The 19751-nt window shown below is 59.4% G+C and carries 17 protein-coding genes; 11 read left to right on the forward strand and 6 right to left on the reverse strand.

Annotation, left to right across the window (positions count from 1 at the left end):
- Window positions 1-95: 95 nt before the first annotated feature.
- Entirely contained in the window at window positions 96-956 is an 861-nt protein-coding gene (locus HDE77_RS10670) for an oxidoreductase (RefSeq protein ID WP_184417314.1), read from the reverse strand.
- Window positions 957-1221: 265 nt separating this feature from the next.
- Window positions 1222-1920 carry a hypothetical protein gene (locus HDE77_RS10675; RefSeq protein ID WP_184417315.1) on the reverse strand — a complete coding sequence of 233 codons (699 nt, stop codon included), beginning with the start codon at window positions 1918-1920 and terminating at the stop codon, window positions 1222-1224.
- 393 nt (window positions 1921-2313) lie between these two features.
- Here HDE77_RS10675 and HDE77_RS10680 point away from each other — a divergent pair, with 393 nt between their 5' ends.
- A complete protein-coding gene (locus tag HDE77_RS10680; RefSeq protein WP_184417316.1) occupies window positions 2314-3690 on the forward strand; it encodes an FAD-containing oxidoreductase in 1377 nt (458 codons plus the stop codon).
- Between the two features lie 76 nt (window positions 3691-3766).
- Window positions 3767-4408 carry an HD domain-containing protein gene (locus tag HDE77_RS10685; RefSeq protein ID WP_184417317.1) on the forward strand — a complete coding sequence of 214 codons (642 nt, stop codon included), beginning with the start codon at window positions 3767-3769 and terminating at the stop codon, window positions 4406-4408.
- 69 nt (window positions 4409-4477) lie between these two features.
- Here HDE77_RS10685 and HDE77_RS10690 read toward each other — a convergent pair whose 3' ends face one another.
- A complete protein-coding gene (locus HDE77_RS10690) occupies window positions 4478-5479 on the reverse strand; it encodes a zinc-dependent alcohol dehydrogenase family protein (protein WP_255482654.1) in 1002 nt (333 codons plus the stop codon).
- Between the two features lie 85 nt (window positions 5480-5564).
- Window positions 5565-6443, reverse strand: a complete 879-nt coding sequence (locus HDE77_RS10695; protein WP_255482665.1) for an alpha/beta hydrolase — start codon at window positions 6441-6443, stop codon at window positions 5565-5567.
- Between the two features lie 194 nt (window positions 6444-6637).
- Here HDE77_RS10695 and HDE77_RS10700 point away from each other — a divergent pair, with 194 nt between their 5' ends.
- Entirely contained in the window at window positions 6638-7294 is a 657-nt protein-coding gene (locus HDE77_RS10700) for a TetR/AcrR family transcriptional regulator (RefSeq protein ID WP_255482666.1), read from the forward strand.
- 22 nt (window positions 7295-7316) lie between these two features.
- Here HDE77_RS10700 and HDE77_RS10705 read toward each other — a convergent pair whose 3' ends face one another.
- Together HDE77_RS10705 and HDE77_RS10710 are read right to left on the reverse strand one after the other, a co-directional pair.
- Entirely contained in the window at window positions 7317-7946 is a 630-nt protein-coding gene (locus HDE77_RS10705; RefSeq protein ID WP_184417319.1) for a nucleotidyltransferase family protein, read from the reverse strand.
- Window positions 7943-9034: an XdhC family protein gene (locus HDE77_RS10710; RefSeq protein ID WP_184417320.1), complete on the reverse strand. Its 1092-nt coding sequence runs from the start codon at window positions 9032-9034 to the stop codon at window positions 7943-7945. The genes HDE77_RS10705 and HDE77_RS10710 overlap by 4 nt, the downstream gene beginning before the upstream one ends.
- A 246-nt stretch (window positions 9035-9280) precedes the next feature.
- On the opposite strand from HDE77_RS10710, the gene HDE77_RS10715 reads away from it, so the two are divergent.
- The 8 genes from HDE77_RS10715 (at window position 9281) to HDE77_RS10750 (ending at window position 19744) form a co-directional block, all read left to right on the forward strand.
- Window positions 9281-9784, forward strand: a complete 504-nt coding sequence (locus HDE77_RS10715) for a (2Fe-2S)-binding protein (protein ID WP_184417321.1) — start codon at window positions 9281-9283, stop codon at window positions 9782-9784.
- Window positions 9781-12072: a molybdopterin cofactor-binding domain-containing protein gene (locus tag HDE77_RS10720; protein WP_184417322.1), complete on the forward strand. Its 2292-nt coding sequence runs from the start codon at window positions 9781-9783 to the stop codon at window positions 12070-12072. Before HDE77_RS10715 ends, HDE77_RS10720 begins: the two co-directional genes overlap by 4 nt.
- Window positions 12069-13373 carry a c-type cytochrome gene (locus tag HDE77_RS10725; protein ID WP_184417323.1) on the forward strand — a complete coding sequence of 435 codons (1305 nt, stop codon included), beginning with the start codon at window positions 12069-12071 and terminating at the stop codon, window positions 13371-13373. Before HDE77_RS10720 ends, HDE77_RS10725 begins: the two co-directional genes overlap by 4 nt.
- A 109-nt stretch (window positions 13374-13482) precedes the next feature.
- Complete coding sequence (gene poxB, locus HDE77_RS10730) at window positions 13483-15204, forward strand: ubiquinone-dependent pyruvate dehydrogenase (protein WP_184417324.1); 1722 nt, start codon at window positions 13483-13485, stop codon at window positions 15202-15204.
- A gap of 62 nt (window positions 15205-15266) precedes the next feature.
- The gene (locus HDE77_RS10735; RefSeq protein ID WP_221444227.1) at window positions 15267-16523 is read left to right on the forward strand and encodes an MFS transporter; all 1257 of its coding nucleotides are present in this window, start codon (window positions 15267-15269) and stop codon (window positions 16521-16523) included.
- Between the two features lie 184 nt (window positions 16524-16707).
- Window positions 16708-17838: a PilT/PilU family type 4a pilus ATPase gene (locus tag HDE77_RS10740; RefSeq protein WP_184417325.1), complete on the forward strand. Its 1131-nt coding sequence runs from the start codon at window positions 16708-16710 to the stop codon at window positions 17836-17838.
- Window positions 17839-17974: 136 nt separating this feature from the next.
- Window positions 17975-18811, forward strand: a complete 837-nt coding sequence (locus HDE77_RS10745; RefSeq protein WP_184417326.1) for an enoyl-CoA hydratase/isomerase family protein — start codon at window positions 17975-17977, stop codon at window positions 18809-18811.
- 405 nt (window positions 18812-19216) lie between these two features.
- Window positions 19217-19744 (forward strand): helix-turn-helix domain-containing protein, encoded by a 528-nt coding sequence (locus HDE77_RS10750; protein ID WP_184417327.1) that lies wholly within the window; start codon window positions 19217-19219, stop codon window positions 19742-19744.
- Window positions 19745-19751: the final 7 nt, after the last annotated feature.

The following is a 19751-nucleotide window of genomic DNA, read 5'->3' on the forward strand; positions in this document are numbered from 1 at the left end:
TGCACCTTGTCGAAGTTCTTCTCAAGGGGATAATTGCTGGCTGCGGCCGGCTCGGGAAAAAGCTTGACCTCGCTTTTCTGCGCCTGAGCTATGCGCTATGCCTCCTGTGGCGGTGAAATAGAGGAAGTAAAGTCAGTTGATCGGGTGAGGGGCTCCCAGCTGTCGATCTGTGCTTCCAGCTCGGCAAGGTGTCCTCGAACAAGGGTCAGAGCGTCGTTGCCAAGCAGCAAGTGCACCGGTGGATGCTCGGCATCAATCAACGTCAACAGCGCCTGCGCAGCGCGAACGGGGTCCCCGGCCTGCTTGCCGCTTTTTTCTTCGCGTGCCTTTCGGATGGGATCGAACGAGGCGTCGTAGTCGGCAATAGAGCGCGCACTGCGGATCATCGAGCGACCCGCCCAATCCGTACGGAATGAACCTGGCGCCACTGCCGTGACTTTGATGCCAAAAGGCTCTACTTCCTTGGCCAGCGCACCGGAAATACCCTCCAGCGCGAACTTGCTGCCTGCGTAGTAAGCGATGCCGGGAAGTGCGACATAGCCAGCCATCGACGACATATTGATGATATGGCCGGATCGGCGCTCACGCATGCCGGGCAATACGGCTTTCGTCATGGCGACTGCGCCAAAGACGTTGACCTCGAATTGATGGCGCATCGCCTCCAGTGGAGATTCCTCCAGTACCCCTTCGTGACCATAGCCAGCATTGTTGACAAGCGCATCGATTCGACCGAACTCCGAAACAATCGAGGCGACCACGCCGTCGATGGAACCGAAATCCGTGACATCGAGTACAACAGCGCGGGCCTGCTTGGGGTCGATTGCCTCGAACGAGATACGGTCGCTATCGCGACGCACCGTGCCGATAACCGTATGGCCTGCAGCGATCGCAGCTTCGCAGATGGCACGCCCGAAGCCCGAACTCGCGCCAGTGATGAGCAAGACCTTTCTTTTCATGCTGGTTCAGTCCGAATCGATGGGGCTCGCTGCCTGCCCGACGTTGCTTGGGGCGGACAAACCACTTTAGGCGCGTGGTCCGCGACGGCAAAGACGTGCCAGCGGCAATCAGTCTTCCGCCAAGTGAAAGAATGATAAAAAAAATAGGAGCGAACGGCGCGTCCAGCGGGGCCTGCTCGGGCACCGTCTGTTTGCGCAAACAGCACCACCATCACCTGGCCGTATACCGTCTGCCGATCCGCGCGAACTTACGTTAGGTCATGACCTAACGAGCAGACGATGTTCGCGCAGGGGGAGCGGATTCGCGGGGCAAGGCGTCATTCAGTTGTTTTTCCAACAAAGCCAGATTGTTCTGGGTTTCGTTCAACATGGCCGCCATCTGTCCAACAACGTGCAAGAAGCTGCGTGGCTCTACGCTGCCCGTTCGAAGGTCGGTGAGTGTGTCGGTCAGGCGAGGACCATCCAGCACGAGGGTTATATCCGTGTTCATATTGATGATGGCATCGCGCTGACCTGCATAGGCGGCCGAGTAGCGATGCATGCGGCTGCCTTCGATCCAACTGGCTGACTGGTCAGCTACAGCAACGTCCCAGGCTTCATGGCGCAGAGTCGGCCATTTCAGATTGAGATTGAAGCGGCCCGAGGACGTTCTGGCGAGGATATGCTGGACAACCTCAGAATTCGGAGCCTCTGTTTTGAGGTCGTGTACGAGATCGTCACGTAGTTCGTCGAGAGCCGCGGCCTGGGCGATATCCTGCAGACGCGCATTGTGGATGCTTGCAAGATTCATGCGAATTTCGTCTTCGATCTGAGCGCTTGCTGCACTGGCCGCGTGGTGTTGGTGCAGGCTTACAATCAATTGCTCCAGACCCAGCGCAGTGAGAATGCTGAGCACGATCATCAAATAGTGCGTCATGAACTCTTTGACTGAGTGTATGTTCGGTTTTGGAAGTTCGATGTGCATAGCGTGCTCCGATGTCAGAGGGTCACTAAGCGGATCGGCTCTGATCATGCGTTGATTGATCAGACGTAGACGCATCGGGCGGCATGCTGTTGGCGCATGCAATGGCTCAACCACAGCATGCTGCGTTCGCCCAGAGATGGAGCTACTCGAAGGCGTTGGTTGCTGCGCTCACTCGCAAGGATGCTACACCGCAGCGCCGACCTATGGCATCCCAGACCACGAGGATGAGCGTAGTATGCGAGGACTCCCCAGCAGCGTATGCAGGCTGCTTGCCGGACCACGAATACCCATCAGGTGGACGTCCGAGGCGGTTTGTTCAAACCCACACGAGAGATGGATAACTAAGGGTGCCGTCATCGTCTGCCTGGCCGCGGCAAAGCCCCAGGAGGTTCCATGAATCGTCATTTTGATGCTGTAGTGATCGGCGCCGGGCAGGCTGGGCCAACGCTGGCCTACCGTCTGAGCAAGGCAGGACGTAGCGTTGCCGTGATCGAGCGAAAGCTGGTCGGGGGAACCTGCGTCAACACCGGATGTATCCCGACCAAGGCCATGGTGGCTAGCGCTTATGTGGCACATATGACGCGGCGGGCTCAAGAGTACGGCGTCCTGACTGCAGAACCCCGGGTTGACATGCAGAAGGTCTGGCAGCGCACCAGAGGCATCTCCGGCCAGTCTCATGACAATCTTGAGGCGTGGTTGCGAGGACTCGATAATGTGACGCTACTGAAAGGGGCTGCCCGGTTTGAATCTGCGACGACGCTGCGGCTGGGCGATGAGGTCATCGAAGCGGAGTCGATCTACATCAACGTTGGCGGTCGTGCGACCGTCCCTGCGATGCCAGGGGTCGAGTCGGTGCCGTTTCTCACCAACTCCGGAATGATGGATCTCAAGGAGCTGCCGGAACATCTGATCATTATTGGCGGAAGCTATATCGGTCTGGAGTTTGGCCAGATGTTTCGTCGTTTTGGATCGAAGGTAACGATCGTGGAACGGGGAGATCGCTTGCTACCGCGAGAAGACGAAGATGTCTCGACGGCAATCCTGGAATTAATGCGCGACGAAGGCATCAAGGTGCATCTGGGAGCCGAGTGCATCGCTCTTGGCGGAGCCGCTGGAGCTATCAGTGTAAAGGCCGAAGGTGATCGGTCGTGCGAGAAAGCGATCGGTTCACATCTGCTTCTCGCGGTGGGACGCCGGCCCAATACAGACGACCTTGGCCTGGACAAGGCAGGCGTTGCCGTCAATGAACACGGCTACATTCAAGTGGATGATTTTTGCCGGACCAGCGCGTCGAACATATGGGCACTGGGTGACTGCAATGGTCGGGGAGCTTTTACACATACCGCCTACAATGATTTTGAGATTGTCGCTGCGAATCTTCTGGATGGAGACAGCCGACGCATTTCCGACCGCATCCTGGCATACAGCTTGTTCACCGACCCGCCCTTGGCGCGTATCGGCATGACTGAAACAGAGGCAAAGAAATCGGGACACAACGTCATGGTGGGTATAAGACCCATGACGAGGGTCGGCCGCGCAGTGGAGCGGGGCGAGACCACAGGTTTCATGAAGGTCGTTGTCGACGGCGCAAACCAGATGTTGCTCGGGGCGGCTATCTTCGGGGTGAACGGTGACGAGGCGATTCATTGTCTGCTCGACGTGATGTACGCCAAAGTGCCTTACACCGTGGTTTCCCGTGCCGTGCACATCCACCCAACGGTAGCCGAGCTGTTGCCGACCGTGCTTCAGAGTTTACGGCCCGCTCAATGACGGGCGGCCATCGCCTGGCATCCCAGTCATGGGTGCCGGAGTGGCATCCACGATCCAACCAGAGAGGTTTCCGATCATGAGTACGACCATTGCGGGTGTCCCGATTCCCGACAGTCAGCTGGCCCGTGAGGCCACCGACCTGGTTCGCGACACTGAAACACCTCTTCTCTATCACCACTCCCGGCGCGTTTTCCTGTTCGGTGCGTTGACAGGGAAGCAACGGGGCCTTATGTTCGATCCTGAGCTTCTCTATGTCGGCGCCATGTTTCACGATATGGGACTGGTGCCGCCGTACAGCACTGCCACCGAGCGCTTCGAAGTTGACAGTGCAAACGCAGCGCGCGACTTTTTACGTCGTCACGGCATCTCCGACGCATCCGCCGACCTGGTCTGGACAGCGATTGCCTTGCACACCACTCCAAATATTCCGCCGCTGATGAAGCCCGAGATCGCTTTGGTGACCGCGGGAGTAGAGATGGACGTGCTTGGCCTTGGCTTCCCGGTGGTTTCCGCAGAGGACAGGAAGCTTGTGGTGGACGCGCATCCTCGGGGCACGCAATTCAAGAAGGACATCGTCGAAGCGTTTTATCAGGGAAACAAGCACAAACCCGACACGACTTTCGGCAACGTCAATGCCGACGTGTTGGCATTGAAAGATCCACACTTTCATCGGACAAATTTTTGCGATGTGATCCACGACTCGGCGTGGCCAAGCTGACTGGCGCGCCGCGATTCGCGTACCAGGCATTTCTCGTTTATCTGCCGATCCAGGACAAAACCGCCTGCATCAGTTGTTGATGTCGATCACGACTTTTCCCAGAGCTTGCCGGCTCTGTAGAACCTCGTAGGCGTCGTCGACAGAGGTCAAGTCGAAGCGTCGGGCATCGACCAGCGGCGAGATTTTTCCAGACTCGGCTAGCCGAGTCGCCTCGCGCAGGATTTCGCCGTGATGTGCCCGGCCCTCGCCAGTCAACAAGGGAAGCAGGGTGAAGACACCCGAATACGTGGCGGCACGAAATGAAAGCGGCGCGAGTACATGCGTTCCCCAGCCCAGGGCACTGACCACATGACCGAATCGCTTCACCGCTTTGAATGAAGCGTCCAGGCTCGTCCCACCGGCGGTGTCATAGACAAGGTCGAAACCGTGGCCACCGGTATGCATCGCCACATAGTCATCGACCGTCACTTGTGCATAGTCAATCGGCGTTGCACCCAAGCCCTCAATGGCATTGGCACTGGCTGCCGAGCCGGTTGCGAACACGGTAGCACCGTAAGCGCGAGCAATCTGGATGACAATGCGCCCGACGCCACCCGCGCCTCCCTGAACCAGAACGGTTTGGCCAGCATGTACTTTTGCGCGGTCGACCAAACCTTCCCATGCCGTGATGAAGACCAGCGGAAGAGAGGCGGCCTCGCGCATGCTGAAGTTGGACGGCTTGAGGGCAAGCAGATCCGCATCGACAGCAGCGTATTCGGCGAGCGATCCCTGCACACGGCCCACTCCACCTGTCATTCCATAGACCTCATCGCCCGGTCGAAATGTGGTGACTCCCGGGCCCACGGTCTCAACGACGCCGGCAAGATCGATGCCCAGAATGGCAGGCAACGGATGTCTGGCGTGATCTGCGCCACCGCTGCGAATCTTCAGGTCCAGCGGGTTGACGCCGCTTGCGGCGATACGCACCAGCACCTGTCCGGGACCTGCCATCGGGCGGGTCACGGTGGTATGGCGAAACCTGGCGCCAGGTTTCTCTAGAACTGCGGCGTGCATGGAGTCGGTCTTGTTCATGCTTGGGTTCTCAGTGTTTGAACGATCCAAAGGCTGGTAAAAAGTTCTCAGTATCCATCTGAGGAAGTCAGGATGATCGGTATCGCTATGCCGCTACACGCGCAAGTTTTCGGCTCAGAAAATCACGCATGTATGACGCGATTTCGGGCGCATGGGTTTCCAGCGCAAAGTGACCTGTATCCAGCAGATGCACTTCGGCATCCGGGATATCGCGGCGATACGCTAGCGCACCGGCCGGAATGAACGCCGGGTCGTTCTTGCCCCAAACAGCGAGTAGCGGCGGGCGATGGGTGCGGAAATATTGCTGGAATTCCGGATAGTGAGCCAGGTTGGTTCTGTAATCGAGAATCAGGTCGAGCTGGTTTTCTTCCGCGCCGGGGCGGGCCATGTAGGCGATGTCCAGCGTGTACCCATCGGGCGACACCAACTTACGATCCGCGCCATGGAAATACTGGAAGTTGCGGATCGTCTCGGCACTGAGCGAGTCGCGACAAGCTTCACGATGCTCAGGCGTGGGTGATCGCCAGTACGTCTGCCAGGCACCCCATTGGTCGCTGAGGCCTTCGACATAGGCATTGCCGTTTTGACTGATGATGGCGGTGACGCGTTCCGGATGCGCGGCCGCCAGACGGTAACCGGTGGGGGCGCCATAATCGAACGCATAGATCGCGTAGTGCTTTAGGCCCAATGAAACCGTGAACTCATCGATCACGCGGGCGAGGTTGTCGAAGGTGTAGTCGAAGGTGCCTCGCGGCGGTGCTTTTGTATTTCCGAAGCCGGGGAGATCCGGCGCAATCACGCGATAGTCCTGCGCAAGCAGCGGGATAAGATCGCGGAACATATGGCTGGATGTGGGAAACCCGTGCAAGAGAAGAATGACCGGTGCATCGACCGGGCCTGCCTCGCGGTAAAAGACTTCCACGTTGCCGATGTTCCGCGTGAGGTAGGAGACCTTCATCGGCATCTCATCGCGGCCGGCCGTTGTTGCAGAAGTTGGTGCTCTCTTCGAGGTGGCACTTCGTTCGCTTGCGCGAACAAGCTTGGTAGCCGTAAACGCCGCCGCACCGGCAATGGTTGCGAACAGGGCTTTACGCCGCTGGGCATTGATGGTTTCGGCATTTTGGAAGGGCAGGGTGCTCATGGTCGGCCTCATTGCGCATGTTCTGGCTGGGAGGAGGGGTTCCTTGTGGGAATAGGATCGCTCGTGTAAAATACGACCGACCGATCGGTAGTTTACAGAATGGGCGAATGAAAGCAACCCTCGACCAAATCGTTTTGGAAGCCCGCGAACTGTTTCGCGAGCGCGGCTACGCGGGTGCTTCCATGCAGGAGCTGGCGGATCGCGTTGGGCTGAAAAAGCCCAGTCTGTATACGCGCTTCCCAAACAAGGAGGCCTTGGTGTCAGACGTGATGGCGTTGACGTTCGAGGAGACCTTCGCTGACTGGCCGGAAGAGTGCAGCGAATGGATGCCGATGTACGAAACCATCGTCCATCGAATCGCGGCTACGTTGAGTGATCGAAAGCGCTGCATTGGCCTGCACCTCGCTTATGGCGTGTCGGAGACGACGCCGGCGGCGGCGGCTGCCGTTCGCGACTATTTCGCAGCTTTGCGCGATCGGATGGCGGAGATATTGAGTGCAGGTGTGGGCCCTGAGCGTGCAGAGGACATGGCCACCGATGCACTCACTCGTCTGGAGGGAGCGACATTGTGGATTGTCACGGCGGGCGACATGCGACCGATGGAGCGTGCGGTGGCTTCGCTCATCGCCGAAGCCAGAACTGCCTCTGCTCAAACCAGCCACAACAATGCTTAGCGGCTTAGAGACATCCTAGTCTTTAGCGACCACTATCGGTTGCCAACCAGTCACGTATGCGCTGAAGATCGTGCGGCGTATCGACGTCGACGCTGTTGGTCGTCGCGAATCGCTCCACGCGTGCAGCTTCCCGCTGGATCAAGACATGTGCGCCACGCGCGCCCGACAACACCGTCAATGCCGCAAAGCAGTCGCGAGGAAACAGCACGGGTGGCCCGGATATACCGTTATGCTCGGTGACGAGTAGACGTTCAGGCGCCTCATCGTGTCGAAGTAGCATTGTTTGGAACAGCGCGGCTTCCAACAGCGGCTGATCAGCCAGGCACAGGAGCGCCGCAGAAGCTTGCGGAAAGGACGCTTCCGCACACCGAATACCGGCAGCGAGCGAGCTACCCATGCCGTCCTGCCAACCCGCGTGGCGGATGATTTGCAACGGTAAGTCATCGAGCACCGCCTCGACCCGTTCGGCATTGGCTCCGGTAACCACGATGACCGGCACGCCTTGATCCAACGCTGTATGCGCGACGCGGCGCACCATGGGTTGGCCATCGATCTCGACCAATTGCTTGATGTCGCCGTAACGCCGGCTTTCACCCGCCGCAAGCAGCACGATGACCGGCGATGTCAGGCTGTTGAATGAAGCGGTCTTCAATGGATACCGCCTTCGTTGTCGCGCAGTGGACCGCCACTACGGTTATTGATCACGGCCATGATTTCAGCGGCAATCGCCAAGGCAATTTCCTCCGGTGTTTCCGAACCGATATCCAGGCCCGCGGGTGCATGCACATGAATGTCGGCAAGTGTGGGGTTGTCGCGCATTCGTGCAACGCGATCTCGCGAACCGAGAGCACCGATATAAGCCACCGGTGCGCCCTGTAGCGCCCCCAGATAGGCGATATCCTGTTCGAGATTGTGCGTCATCACCACCACTGAGCTGTGCGCATCGAGCTTCAATGCGCTACGCAAGGTGCCAGGGGTTGCGCACACCGCGCGTAACCCGGCTGGCAGCGGCGTTGCGTGCAGGCGTGCCGGGTCGTGATCGACAAGGACGGTCAGCCAGCCCAGGGCTTCGGCCAACGGCAATAGCGCGCGCGCTGCTGCGCTGCTACCGATCACGACCAGCGCATGCGGTGGAGCGACTGGTTCGATCAGCACGTCGACCATGCCGCGTGCGGAGGGCATTCGTAGCGTGAGGGTACGTTGGCTCGTTGCCGACGCCGTGGTGTCAACGATGGAGCGGGTCAACGCTGGATCGTTGATATCGTCGTGCAACATGCCGTCATCACTCCACAGCATTCGCTGGGGCATCACAGCCGTCTCATCCACGCAGTACAGGGTGGCCATGTGGGCACAACGGCGATCGCTGAGGCACCGCGCCAGGGTGTCGACAAAGCCCACGGCTTGCGCTGTCGCCAGAGGCTCGATCAATACCTCGAGTTCACCACCACAGCCCATCTCGAGCAGTACATCGAGGCCTGAGTCTGCGTTGTAACGAATCAGGCGGGGCACGGTACTGGCGATGACTTCTTGCGCACGCGCCACGATGTCGCGTTGTGGGCAGCCGCCGGACAATTCACAAACCACGCGCCCGTCGCCAAACACCAGCATGCGTGTGCCAGGACGGCGAAAAGTAGAGCCTCGAGTGCGGGTCAACGTTGCCAGTGCAGCCTTGGGTTGCGCATCGCGGCGCAATAGACGCAGTGCATCAATCAGTGTGCTCAGCTCGTGCGCCGAATTCATCAGTCAGGTTACCGGCTATGGATTGGATAGCGGAGTTACGCGAAACAAAGGCTTACTGATTGAACTTCGAGTCTAGCGCGACACTTGTCACGCGTGTACCTATCGCGGTGTGGCATTCTGGCCTCTTCCTGATATACGCGATTTTTACGCCTATGCTGCTGGAATGCTGGTTTACCAGCGCATGTACAGGGACGGGCTGGGGGGTACAATCCATTCCTGGATTCTCTACGCACAGTGGAGCTACCTATGTTGTCTTTGTCCGTTAATGGCGAGTCGCATTCGGTTGATGTCCCTCCTGATATGCCGCTGCTATGGGTCTTGCGAGACGTCATAGGGCTGACAGGCACCAAGTTTGGATGCGGCATCGCCCAATGCGGTGCCTGCACAGTGCATCTGGACGGACAACCTGTTCGGTCGTGCGTGCTCGCGGTCGGATCTATCGGCAGCAAGGCTGTTACGACGATCGAAGCCATCGGCGATACGCCCAGCGGTCAGAAGATCCAGCAAGCCTGGCTGGATGCCGATGTGGTGCAGTGCGGCTACTGCCAGTCCGGACAGATCATGTCGGCGACGGCGTTGCTCAAGCGGTCGCCCAATCCCACCGACGCGGAAATCGATGCCGCCATGTCGGGAAATATCTGCCGTTGCGCTACCTACGTACGTATTCGCGCGGCCATCAAACAGGCGGCGACGGGCAAGCCCGAGGGCATGCAGACGATCGTTACCGCGCCCGAGGGAGCGGCATCATGAAGCCGAATGCGGGTAGCCCCGGGAGCGTCGACAACAAGACCTCCGACCGCGTCGACTTGAGCCGACGCCGTGCGATCCAGTCCGGTGGCCTGGCCATCGCCTTCCTCTGGCTGGGCGGCGGCGGTGTCGCTCAAGCGATGATCAACGCTCGGCGGCAACCTGGTGACGCCGCAGCGGCACTGGCGGACGGGAATCCACCTTTCGCGCCGAACGCTTTCATACGCATCGACACCGACGGCGCGGTGCGGCTGGTGATGTCGTCCGCCGAGATGGGGCAGGCGATCTATACCGGTTCGAGCATGTTGCTTGCCGAAGAACTGGGTGTTGGCCTGGACCAGATCACGGTGGAGCATTCTCCAGCCAGCGACGAGTTGTACGGCACGCCGATGCTGGGTGGGCAGATTACCGGCGGATCCACCAGTACGCGCAGTACCTGGCAGGTGCTACGAGAAGCAGGTGCCGTTGCGCGCACGATGCTAATCAGTGTCGCGGCAGAACAGTGGCATGTTGATCCGTCGACATGCACGGTGGATCGAGGTGTCGTACACCACACGGTTTCAGGCCGTAGCCTGGGGTTTGGCGAGCTGGCATCGGCAGCCGGCAAGCTACCGATGCCGGACAAGGTGCAGTTGAAGGATCCCAAGGACTTCCAGCTGATTGGCAAGCCGATGCGGCGCGTGGATTCTGCCGACAAAGTGAAGGGTGCCACTCAGTTTGGTATCGATGTGCGGCTGCCAGGCATGAAGATCGCGGTCGTCAAGGCATGTCCGGTTCTCAACGGAAAACTCGCCAAGGTCGATGACAAAGCAGCCAGGGCCATACCTGGTGTGGTCGACGTGATACGTATCGATGACGCGGTTGCCGTGGTCGGCGACAATTTCTGGGTGGCGAAGCAAGGCCTGGATGCACTGGATATCACCTGGCACCCAGGCGAAAACGCCAACCTCACGACGCAACAACTCCGCGACGCGCTGGTGGAAAGTTCGCTCAACGGCAAGTCGATCATTGCGCGCGAGGTCGGCAGCCGGCCGGCTGACGGGACGGTAGTCGAGTCGCAGTATCAGTCGCCCATGCTCGCGCATGCGACGATGGAGCCGCTCAACGCCACCGTTTTCGTGACCTCGGACAAATGCGAAATTTGGGTGGGCAGCCAAGTGCCTGCGCGTGTTCTCAGCACCGCGGCAAAGATCACCGGCCTGTCCGAAGACAAGGTCATCGTGCACAACCAGTATCTCGGCGGTGGCTTCGGGAGACGGCTGGAAACGGACTCGCCCGAGCAGGCTGTTGCCTTCGCGAAACAGATGTCGTATCCGCTCAAGGTCATCTGGACGCGAGAGGAAGATATCCGCCACGATCGCGTGCGGCCGATGTACCACGATCGCATTTCGGCGGTGCTCGACGCCAATGGCCGGCCGGTCTGGTATGGCTATCGCACGAGCGGAGGCACGGTGTTGGGGCGCTTCGCCCCGGGGGCCATGGGCAAGGACGGTCTCGACAGCGATGCTATCGAGTGCGCGATCGAACCGCCTTACGACATTCCCAATGTGAAGGTCGAGTGGATTCGCCACGATATGCCTCCAGGCCTGGTCGTCGGTTGGTGGCGAGGTGTGGGATCGACGCATAACTTGTTCGTTATCGAAAGCTTTATGGACGAGCTTGCACATCACGCCGGCAAGGATCCGCTGGAGTACCGTCGCGCGCTGCTGCAAAAGAATCCGCGGACGTTGGCGGTGCTCAATCTGGCTGCCGAAAAAATAGGCTGGGGCAGTAGTCCACTGCCCTCGCGGGTTGCACGCGGTATCGCGCTGGGCGAGCCATTCGGCAGTCGGGTGTGTGCCATCGTCGAGGTCGAGGTTACCGCGCAGGGTGAGGTGCGTTTGCGCCGTGCCGTGGTTTCCCTGGATTGCGGCATCGGGGTCAACCCCAGTTCCATCGAAGCCCAAATCCAGGGCGGCCTCTTATTCGGTCTCAGCGCAGCCCTGTATAACGAGATCACGATCAAAGACGGTGCGATCGAGCAGGGCAACTTCTATGACTATCGAGTTCTGCGAATCAACGAAACGCCGTTGATCGAAGTTCATCGCGTCGAAAACAACGAAGCACCCGGTGGTCTGGGCGAAGTGGGCACGGCCATTGCGGCACCGGCCTTGGCCAATGCGATCTTTGCTGCGACTGGCGTGCGTCTTTACAAGCTTCCGGTTGATCGAAGTCTGCTGGTGCAGGACGCCGCTGCACTCAAGAGCGTGGTATCTGCGGCCGCCGCCAGCGATGGGAGGATGGCGCCATGAAACGTTTCCTCGGCATCGTGGTTGCACTGCTGATTGTCGGCGTGGCGGCCTATTTCTGGTTGAATCGCACTGATGCCTCGGAGGGCACTGCGCCGGTGATTGTCGGCGCTCCCGCGGCAGCCGATGTGCTTGCACGCGGCGAATATCTCACCAAGGCAGCGGACTGTACGGCCTGTCACACGGTGCCTGGTTCGGGCAAACACTTCGCCGGCGGTGTCGCGTTTCGTCTTCCATTCGGAACGATTTATTCGTCGAATATCACGGCTGACGCGGATACCGGCATCGGCAGCTGGAGCGACGATGATTTCGTTCGTGCGGTGCGTGAAGGCATCCGCAAGGATGGCAAACGACTTTATCCCGCGTTTCCCTATACCTCTTACACGCAACTGAGCCGCCCCGATGTGCTCGCGATCAAGGCGTATCTGTCCAGTCTGCCCAAGATCTCGCAATCCACCAGGCCGAATGATCTCGGCTTTCCCTTCAATCAGCGCTGGGCGATGGGCTTCTGGAACGCGGCATTTTTCAAGAGTCAGCGTTTTGTTGCCGATCCGTCGAAATCCCCGCAGTGGAACAGCGGCCAGTATCTCGCGACTGCGCTGGGACACTGTGCGGAGTGCCACACACCGCGAGATGTTGGTTTCGGCCTGGAGCGCCGCAACGAACTGGCCGGTGAGACGCTGCAAGGCTGGCGTGCCTACAACATCACATCGGATACGGCACATGGCATAGGCGCATGGAGCGACAGCGATATCGCGAGCTATCTGGCCACCGGACACGCGGACGGTCGCGGTTCCGCGTCCGGACCGATGGGTGAGGTAGTGGAAAACAGCCTCCAATACCTCAAGCCGGAAGACACCGCTGCACTCGTGGTCTATCTGCGTAGCGTTCCCGCGCGGGAAGGAAGCGATCCGATCAGTATCGATGCGCATGCAGCGCCCGTACTGGCCTCCACCGATACAGCGCCCGGCGGAGACCGCACAGATGCAAACAGCGCAGGGCTCAAGCTGTTCGAGGGCGCTTGTGCAAGTTGCCATCAGTGGAACGGTAAGGGCCAACAGACGCCGTATGCTTCGCTACTTGGTAGCCGCGGTGTGAATGACGTCAGCGGCACCAATGTCACTCAGGTGATCTTGCAGGGTTCCAAGATGCGCATCGATGAGCACGATGTCTTCATGCCGGCATTCGCAAAGGCGTATTCGGACACGGAGGTATCGACTTTGGCGAACTATGTCATCGCGCACTTCGGAAACAAGGTGGAAACGGTCACTCCGGACGTTGTAGCGAAACGTCGTCAACTTTAATTATGACGTTGCTCGATGGTTGTCCTCGCCCGCGGTTTCAATGGCTCGGTGCGGGATTGTTTGATTTTCGGATGACATAACCAGTCACCCCTGATACCGAGAGGCCATCATGACGACCGTAGCGGAAAGATTGGTTGAGACTCTGGAGGCGGCGGGTGTAGAGCGCATCTACGGGCTGGTAGGGGATTCGCTGAACGGCATCACTGACTCGCTGAGGGAACGGAAGCGCACGCAGTGGATTGCTGTTCGTCATGAAGAAGTCGCCGCGTTTGCGGCGGGTGCCGATGCGCAGCTGACCGGACAACTGGCGGTGTGCGCGGGTAGTTGCGGGCCGGGTAATCTGCATCTGATCAACGGTTTGTTTGATTGTCACCGCAACCGTGTTCCGGTGCTGGCCATTGCGGCCCACATTCCAAGTACCGAGATAGGCTCCGGCTATTTTCAGGAGACGCATCCGCAGACCTTGTTCAAGGAATGCAGCCATTACGTGGAGCTCATCTCAGACGCCGATCACGTGCCGCGGATCGTTGAGACGGCCATTCGCGAAGCGGTGACCAAACAAGGAGTGGCGGTCATCGTGATCCCGGGTGATGTGGCCTTGCGCGAAGCGGGCTCGCGCAAACCATCGCCGCAGTTGATCCCCCGATTGCCGCAGGTCGTCGCGGCTGACGCGGACCTTGATGCGATCGCCGCTCTTCTGAATGGCGGCAAGAAGGTGACGCTGATGTGCGGCGCAGGATGCGCGGGCGCCCATGACGCTGTGGTGGCCCTGGCATCGAAGCTGAAGGCTCCTGTCGTGCATGCCTTGCGCGGCAAGGAGCACGTCGAATGGGACAACCCCTTTGACGTCGGTATGACGGGGTTGATCGGGTTCTCTTCGGGCTACCACGCGATGTTGGCCTGCGATACGTTGCTTCTACTCGGCACCGATTTTCCTTATCGCCAGTTCTACCCGGAAAAGGCGCGCATCGCGCAGGTCGACATTCGAGGCGAAAATCTGGGCAAACGCTGTCGCCTCGATGTTGGCGTTATCGGCGACGTTCCTGATGTGCTCAAACGGCTACTCGATCGGGTAGTGGAGAAAACAGACGACGGGCATCTCAAGACAGCTGTGGATCACTACAGGAAGGCCCGTGCTGAGTTGGATAGCCAGGCAGTCGAACACGCATCCCGACGACCGATCCATCCACAGTTTGTGGCCAAAGTGATTAGCGATCTGGCAGACGAGGATGCCATCGTCACTTGCGACGTGGGTGAGCCGACCGTTTGGGCAGCACGCTATCTGCGCGTCAATGGCAAGCGCCGACTACTGGGATCTTTCCTGCACGGCTCAATGGCGAACGCGATGCCGCAGGCTATCGGCGCACAGATTGCCTATCCCGGGCGACAAGTCATATCCATGTCGGGCGACGGTGGCTTCAGCATGCTGATGGGCGATTTGCTTACCGTGCGGCAGTACAAATTGCCGGTGAAGATCGTGGTGTTCAACAACGGTCTGCTGGGATTCGTGGACATAGAAATGAAAGCTGGCGGGTTTCTTCCCGTGGGGACCCACCTGGACAATCCCAGCTTTGCCAAAGTGGCCGAGGCTGTAGGCATCTATGGTGTCCGCGTGGAAGATCCCGCGCAGCTTGCCGATGCGCTCAAACAAGCATTCGCACACGATGGCCCTGCACTGATTGATGTCGTTACCAACCCGCTCGAGCTGATCATGCCGCCGAAGATAAAGCTCGAGCAGGCGAAGGGATTCAGTGTCTGGATGATGAAAGCTGTACTCAATGGTCAGGCGAATGAAATAGTCGAGTTGGCGCGAACAGCCTTCGGACGCTGACCCGCCGAAAGCGAGTACACGGCTTCGAGCGCCGACCAGGTTCACTGCGAGAGGGCGTTTCTGTGACCAACACATTCGCGTCGTCAACGATTCAGCAGCCGAAGGCCCGCGCCTTTGCCATCGCATGGGGATGTGCCTTGCTGTTTTATTTTCTGGAGTACGCGGGGCGGTCAGCACCTGCGGTGATGATTCCGGAACTCTCCAAGGCCTTCGACGTTACCGCGCTTGGCGTCAGTACTATTCTCGGCACCTACTACTACACGTATGCCGCGACCAGTCTGGTGGCCGGTGTTCTGCTGGATCGACTGGGTGCCAAATACGTTGTTCCGACCGGTATGGCCATTCTCGGCATAGGCTGCCTTGTATTCGCGATACCACAGCCTGCCCTGGGTGATGTCGGGCGTCTTCTGCAGGGGGGCGGGTCTGCATTTGCGTTCACTGGTGCTGTCTATCTGGCGTCCCACGGGTTCTCCGCACAACGTCTGGCCACGGCGATCGGGCTGACGCAGTGCCTGGGCATGCTTGGCGGTTCGGCCGGGCAGGTGGTCGTTGGTCCCTTGATTCACGGGCCCATGTCGGTCGCCACTTTCTGGTCGCTGCTCGGCGTTGTTGTGCTTATAACGGGTGTGCTGTTGTTCGTGCTCACTCCAAAGGAGCCACGCGCGACGACGGCTCCAGGCGGGACGTCGGGTGTGCTCAGTACCTACAAAGTGGTGTTTTCAAATCCCCAGTCCTACCTGTGCGGATTGGTCGCAGGTTTGTTATTCGTGCCGACCACGATTGGCGACATGGTCTGGGGTGTACGTTTCTTTCAGGAGGACAAGCTATTCAGCTATCAAAGCGCTGTCTTCGCCGCTTCGATGGTGCCCTTGGGTTGGGTTTTTGGCTGCCCGTTGGTTGGTTGGCTGGCTGACATGTTGCATCGGCGCAAGCCGGCACTGGTAGGGGGCGCTGTAGTGATGTTGTTGTGTGTAATCCAATTGCACTTCATGCCAACGCTGGCGCCAGCGTGGCTTACTCTGCTGATATTCGGCGTGGGATCGGGTGCCGCCATGATTCCTTACACCATCATCAAGGAAGTCAATCCGGACAGCGTGAAGGGGAGCGCGACCGGTGCCATCAACTTCTTGACCTTCAGCGTAACCGCCTTGGTGGGGCCCATCTTTGCCGGGCATTTTGGCAAGACGCTCAGCGTCAACAACGTGGATCCCGTAGCGCACTTTCGTCACGCGGGTGTGTTCTGGATCGCCATCATCGTGCTGGCGCTGTTGGTATCCCTGGCCCTCAAGGAAACCGGTCGTTCGAAAGTGGATGGCTGATGCAGCGTATGCGCACCTGATCCGACATGGTTGTACGCACGAGGCCGCGCAGGCCTGATCGCGGTTAAGCGAACCACATGCGACCGGTGGCGGGCTCAGTACTCAGCGCTTGGAAAATCGCTGGCGTATCCGTACAGTAGTGAAGGGGCCAGTCGGCGATTACCGTTCGCGAAGAGGTGCGGCAATGGATATCTCCGATCTGCTCGCGACGATGGCGGCCGAGCATGCGTCCGACCTTTACCTGAGTCATGGTGCGCGGCCGTCGATGGTTGTCGCGGGGGTGCCGCGTTATCTAGGCGACAAGGTGTTGACGCCGATCGATACGCACGCCATCGCCTATTCGGTGATGAACGATCGGCAGCAGAAAGAGTTTGAATCAACGCTTGAGATGAATCTCGGTATCGCGCCAGCGGCCATCGGCCGCTTTCGCGTCAACGTGTATCGGCAGCGTGGTGAAGTGGCGATTGCCATCCGCTACATCACCACCGAGATTCCGGAAATCGACAGCTTGCGACTGCCTTCGGTACTGCGCGATCTGGTGATGTTGCCGCGTGGCCTGATCCTGGTGGTTGGCGCGACCGGCTCGGGCAAATCGACCACGCTTGCCTCGATGCTCGATCATCGCAATCGCAATCATGGCGGACACATCCTCACCATTGAGGATCCCGTCGAGTATCTGCATCAGCATCGCCAGTCGATCGTCGACCAGCGCGAGGTCGGCATCGATACGCTGAGCTATGAGAATGCATTGCGAAATGCCATGCGCGAAGCGCCGAACGTGATCATGATCGGTGAAATTCGCGATCGTGAAACCATGCAACAAGCCATAGCCTATGCCGAAACTGGCCACTTGTGCCTGTCAACCCTGCATGCCAACAACGCCAATCAGACGCTCGATCGCATTCTCAATTTCTTTCCCGACACCGCGCGCCATCAATTGCTGGTCGACCTCTCGCTCAACCTCAAGGCGGTCGTTTCACAGCGCTTGTTGCACGCTGTGGACGGCACGCGGGTTCCTGCGGTCGAACTGATGCTCGTCACCGCCTACATTTCAGAGTTGATCGAGAAGGGCGAAATCGCGACCATCCGCGAAGCGATGAAGCAGAACAGCGAAGTCGGTATGCAGACGTTCGACCAGGCGCTATATGTGCTCTATGCGGCAGGCACCATCGGCTATGCAGAGGCGCTTGAGCATGCCGACTCGCGTACGGATCTCGCACTTCAGATTCGTCTCCAGGGTCCAGCACCGCACGAGAGTGCGCGTGGCGTGGTGGACGGCATTGAGCTGCCGCTGTCCCTGCAACTCGGAAAATGAGCGACGGCCCGGAGTCGGGGCTTCGCGAATCTGTCATTGCAGGGTGCCCCACCCATACCATCGTCTAGTGGCGCAACACAGTAGTCGGTGCGAGATTTAAGGGCTCACCGCACGAGTAGGTGATAGGAGGCTCCCAATGAACGCGACGACGAATCCCGGCCAGCTTCGGGTGGCCCGGCGCTCTCCTGCCTATTGGCGTGTCACGATCGACAACCCGCCGATCAACGTCATGGGCCCGGAAATGGTCGGGCAGTTCCAGCATGTCATCAACGCACTCGAGGCCGACGAGGATCTCAAGGTCGTGGTCTTCGACAGCGCGGTCGACGGCTACTTCCTGAATCACTCTGATTTCCTCGCCAAACTCGAAGACCTGACCTCCATGCCGGCAGGGCCCACAGGCTTGCCGCCGTGGCCGGACTTCCTCGTACGCCTGACGCGCGCGCCCGTTGTCTCCATCGCTCTCATCCGCGGGCGGGCGACGGGCAATGGCAGCGAGATCACGCTTGCCTGCGATATGAGTTTCGCCAGTCGGGAAAAGACCATCCTCTCGCAATGGGAGGTGGGCGTGGGGATGGTCGCCGGTGGTGGCCCCATGGCCCGGCTGCCCCAGCTCATCGGCCGAAATCGCGCACTGGAAGTGCTTTTGAGCTCGGAAGACATCGACGGCGACCAGGCCGAGGCCTATGGCTATGTGAACCGGGCTCTGCCCGATGCCGACCTTGACGCCTTTGTGGACGCACTCGCGACTCGGATCAGCAAGTTCGACAAGTGGGCGATCGCCAACACCAAGCGCCTCGTCAACACCAGCCTGCCGCCGGACGTCGAGCTCGGCGCCGGCTGGGACGCGTGTATCGCGTCGCTAGGGCGACCCGCGGCGCAGGAGGGCATCAAGGCTCTGATCGCTCGCGGGTTCCACAAGCCGGGAGATGTCGAAAATCGGCTCGGATACTACCTGGGCCAGCTTCCGCGTTAGGCCGGCGTGGGACGCCCTTCGGGAAAGGGCGAACTCAGGGTCGACTCCACGCGGCGCTTGTTCTGCGGCGGTTGCGGCCGCGCAGAAATGCGCCTGAGTTTCGTCGGCAGAGCGCCTTTTGCGCGATGGGTCATCGCCATGGTGAGCACTGTCTCGGCGGTGGCTTACTGCTGCGCACCGATCCGCTACAAGCCCACGATGCTGTTCGAGCACGCCTTTGCCGTGTTTTGAGGCGCTGCCGACCCGCTTTGCCGCACCGATTCTCTCCATTCGGCAGCTTTCCGGAAGGTCGCCGGCCGCTGTCGTGCGTGAACCTTCAGATCGCCCTTCAAAGTCACTTGCATATTGATAGTGACTTATATATGATGCTCATCATTCTATGATCTGGCAACGAGGAGCATCACTGTGCAGCGCACAAATTTTGAAAGCATGCATTGCCCGATTGCTCGCAGCCTGGAGCGGGTAGGCGAGTGGTGGAGCATCCTGATCCTGCGCGATGCCTTCCAGGGCATAAGCCGCTTCGACGACTTCCAGAAAGGCCTGAACATCGCGCCGAACATGCTCACTCGCCGGCTTCGTGCGCTGGTCGAAGACGGTCTCCTGGAGCGTCGCCGCTACAGCGACAAGCCGGCACGCTATGAGTATGTGCTTACGTCGTGTGGCCGCGATTTCCGTCCCGTGCTGCTGACCCTGATGACATGGGGCAACCGGCATTTTGCGCAGGAGGGCATCAGCATGTTCCTCGCTGATGAGCGCACGGGGCAGCAAGTCGAGCCCGTGCTGGTCGATGCCCGTACCGGCGAACTGATCGATCGCGAGCACCACACTCTGCGTGCGGGCCCGGCCGCCGACGAACGACTTCGATCCCGCGTCGAGTTCAGCCGGCAACAACGCTTGCAGGGTCGCGCGCCAACCCCTTCTTCATCCCCTTGAATCATCC

Source organism: Rhodanobacter sp. MP7CTX1 (assembly GCF_014205795.1).
Taxonomy (GTDB): domain Bacteria; phylum Pseudomonadota; class Gammaproteobacteria; order Xanthomonadales; family Rhodanobacteraceae; genus Rhodanobacter.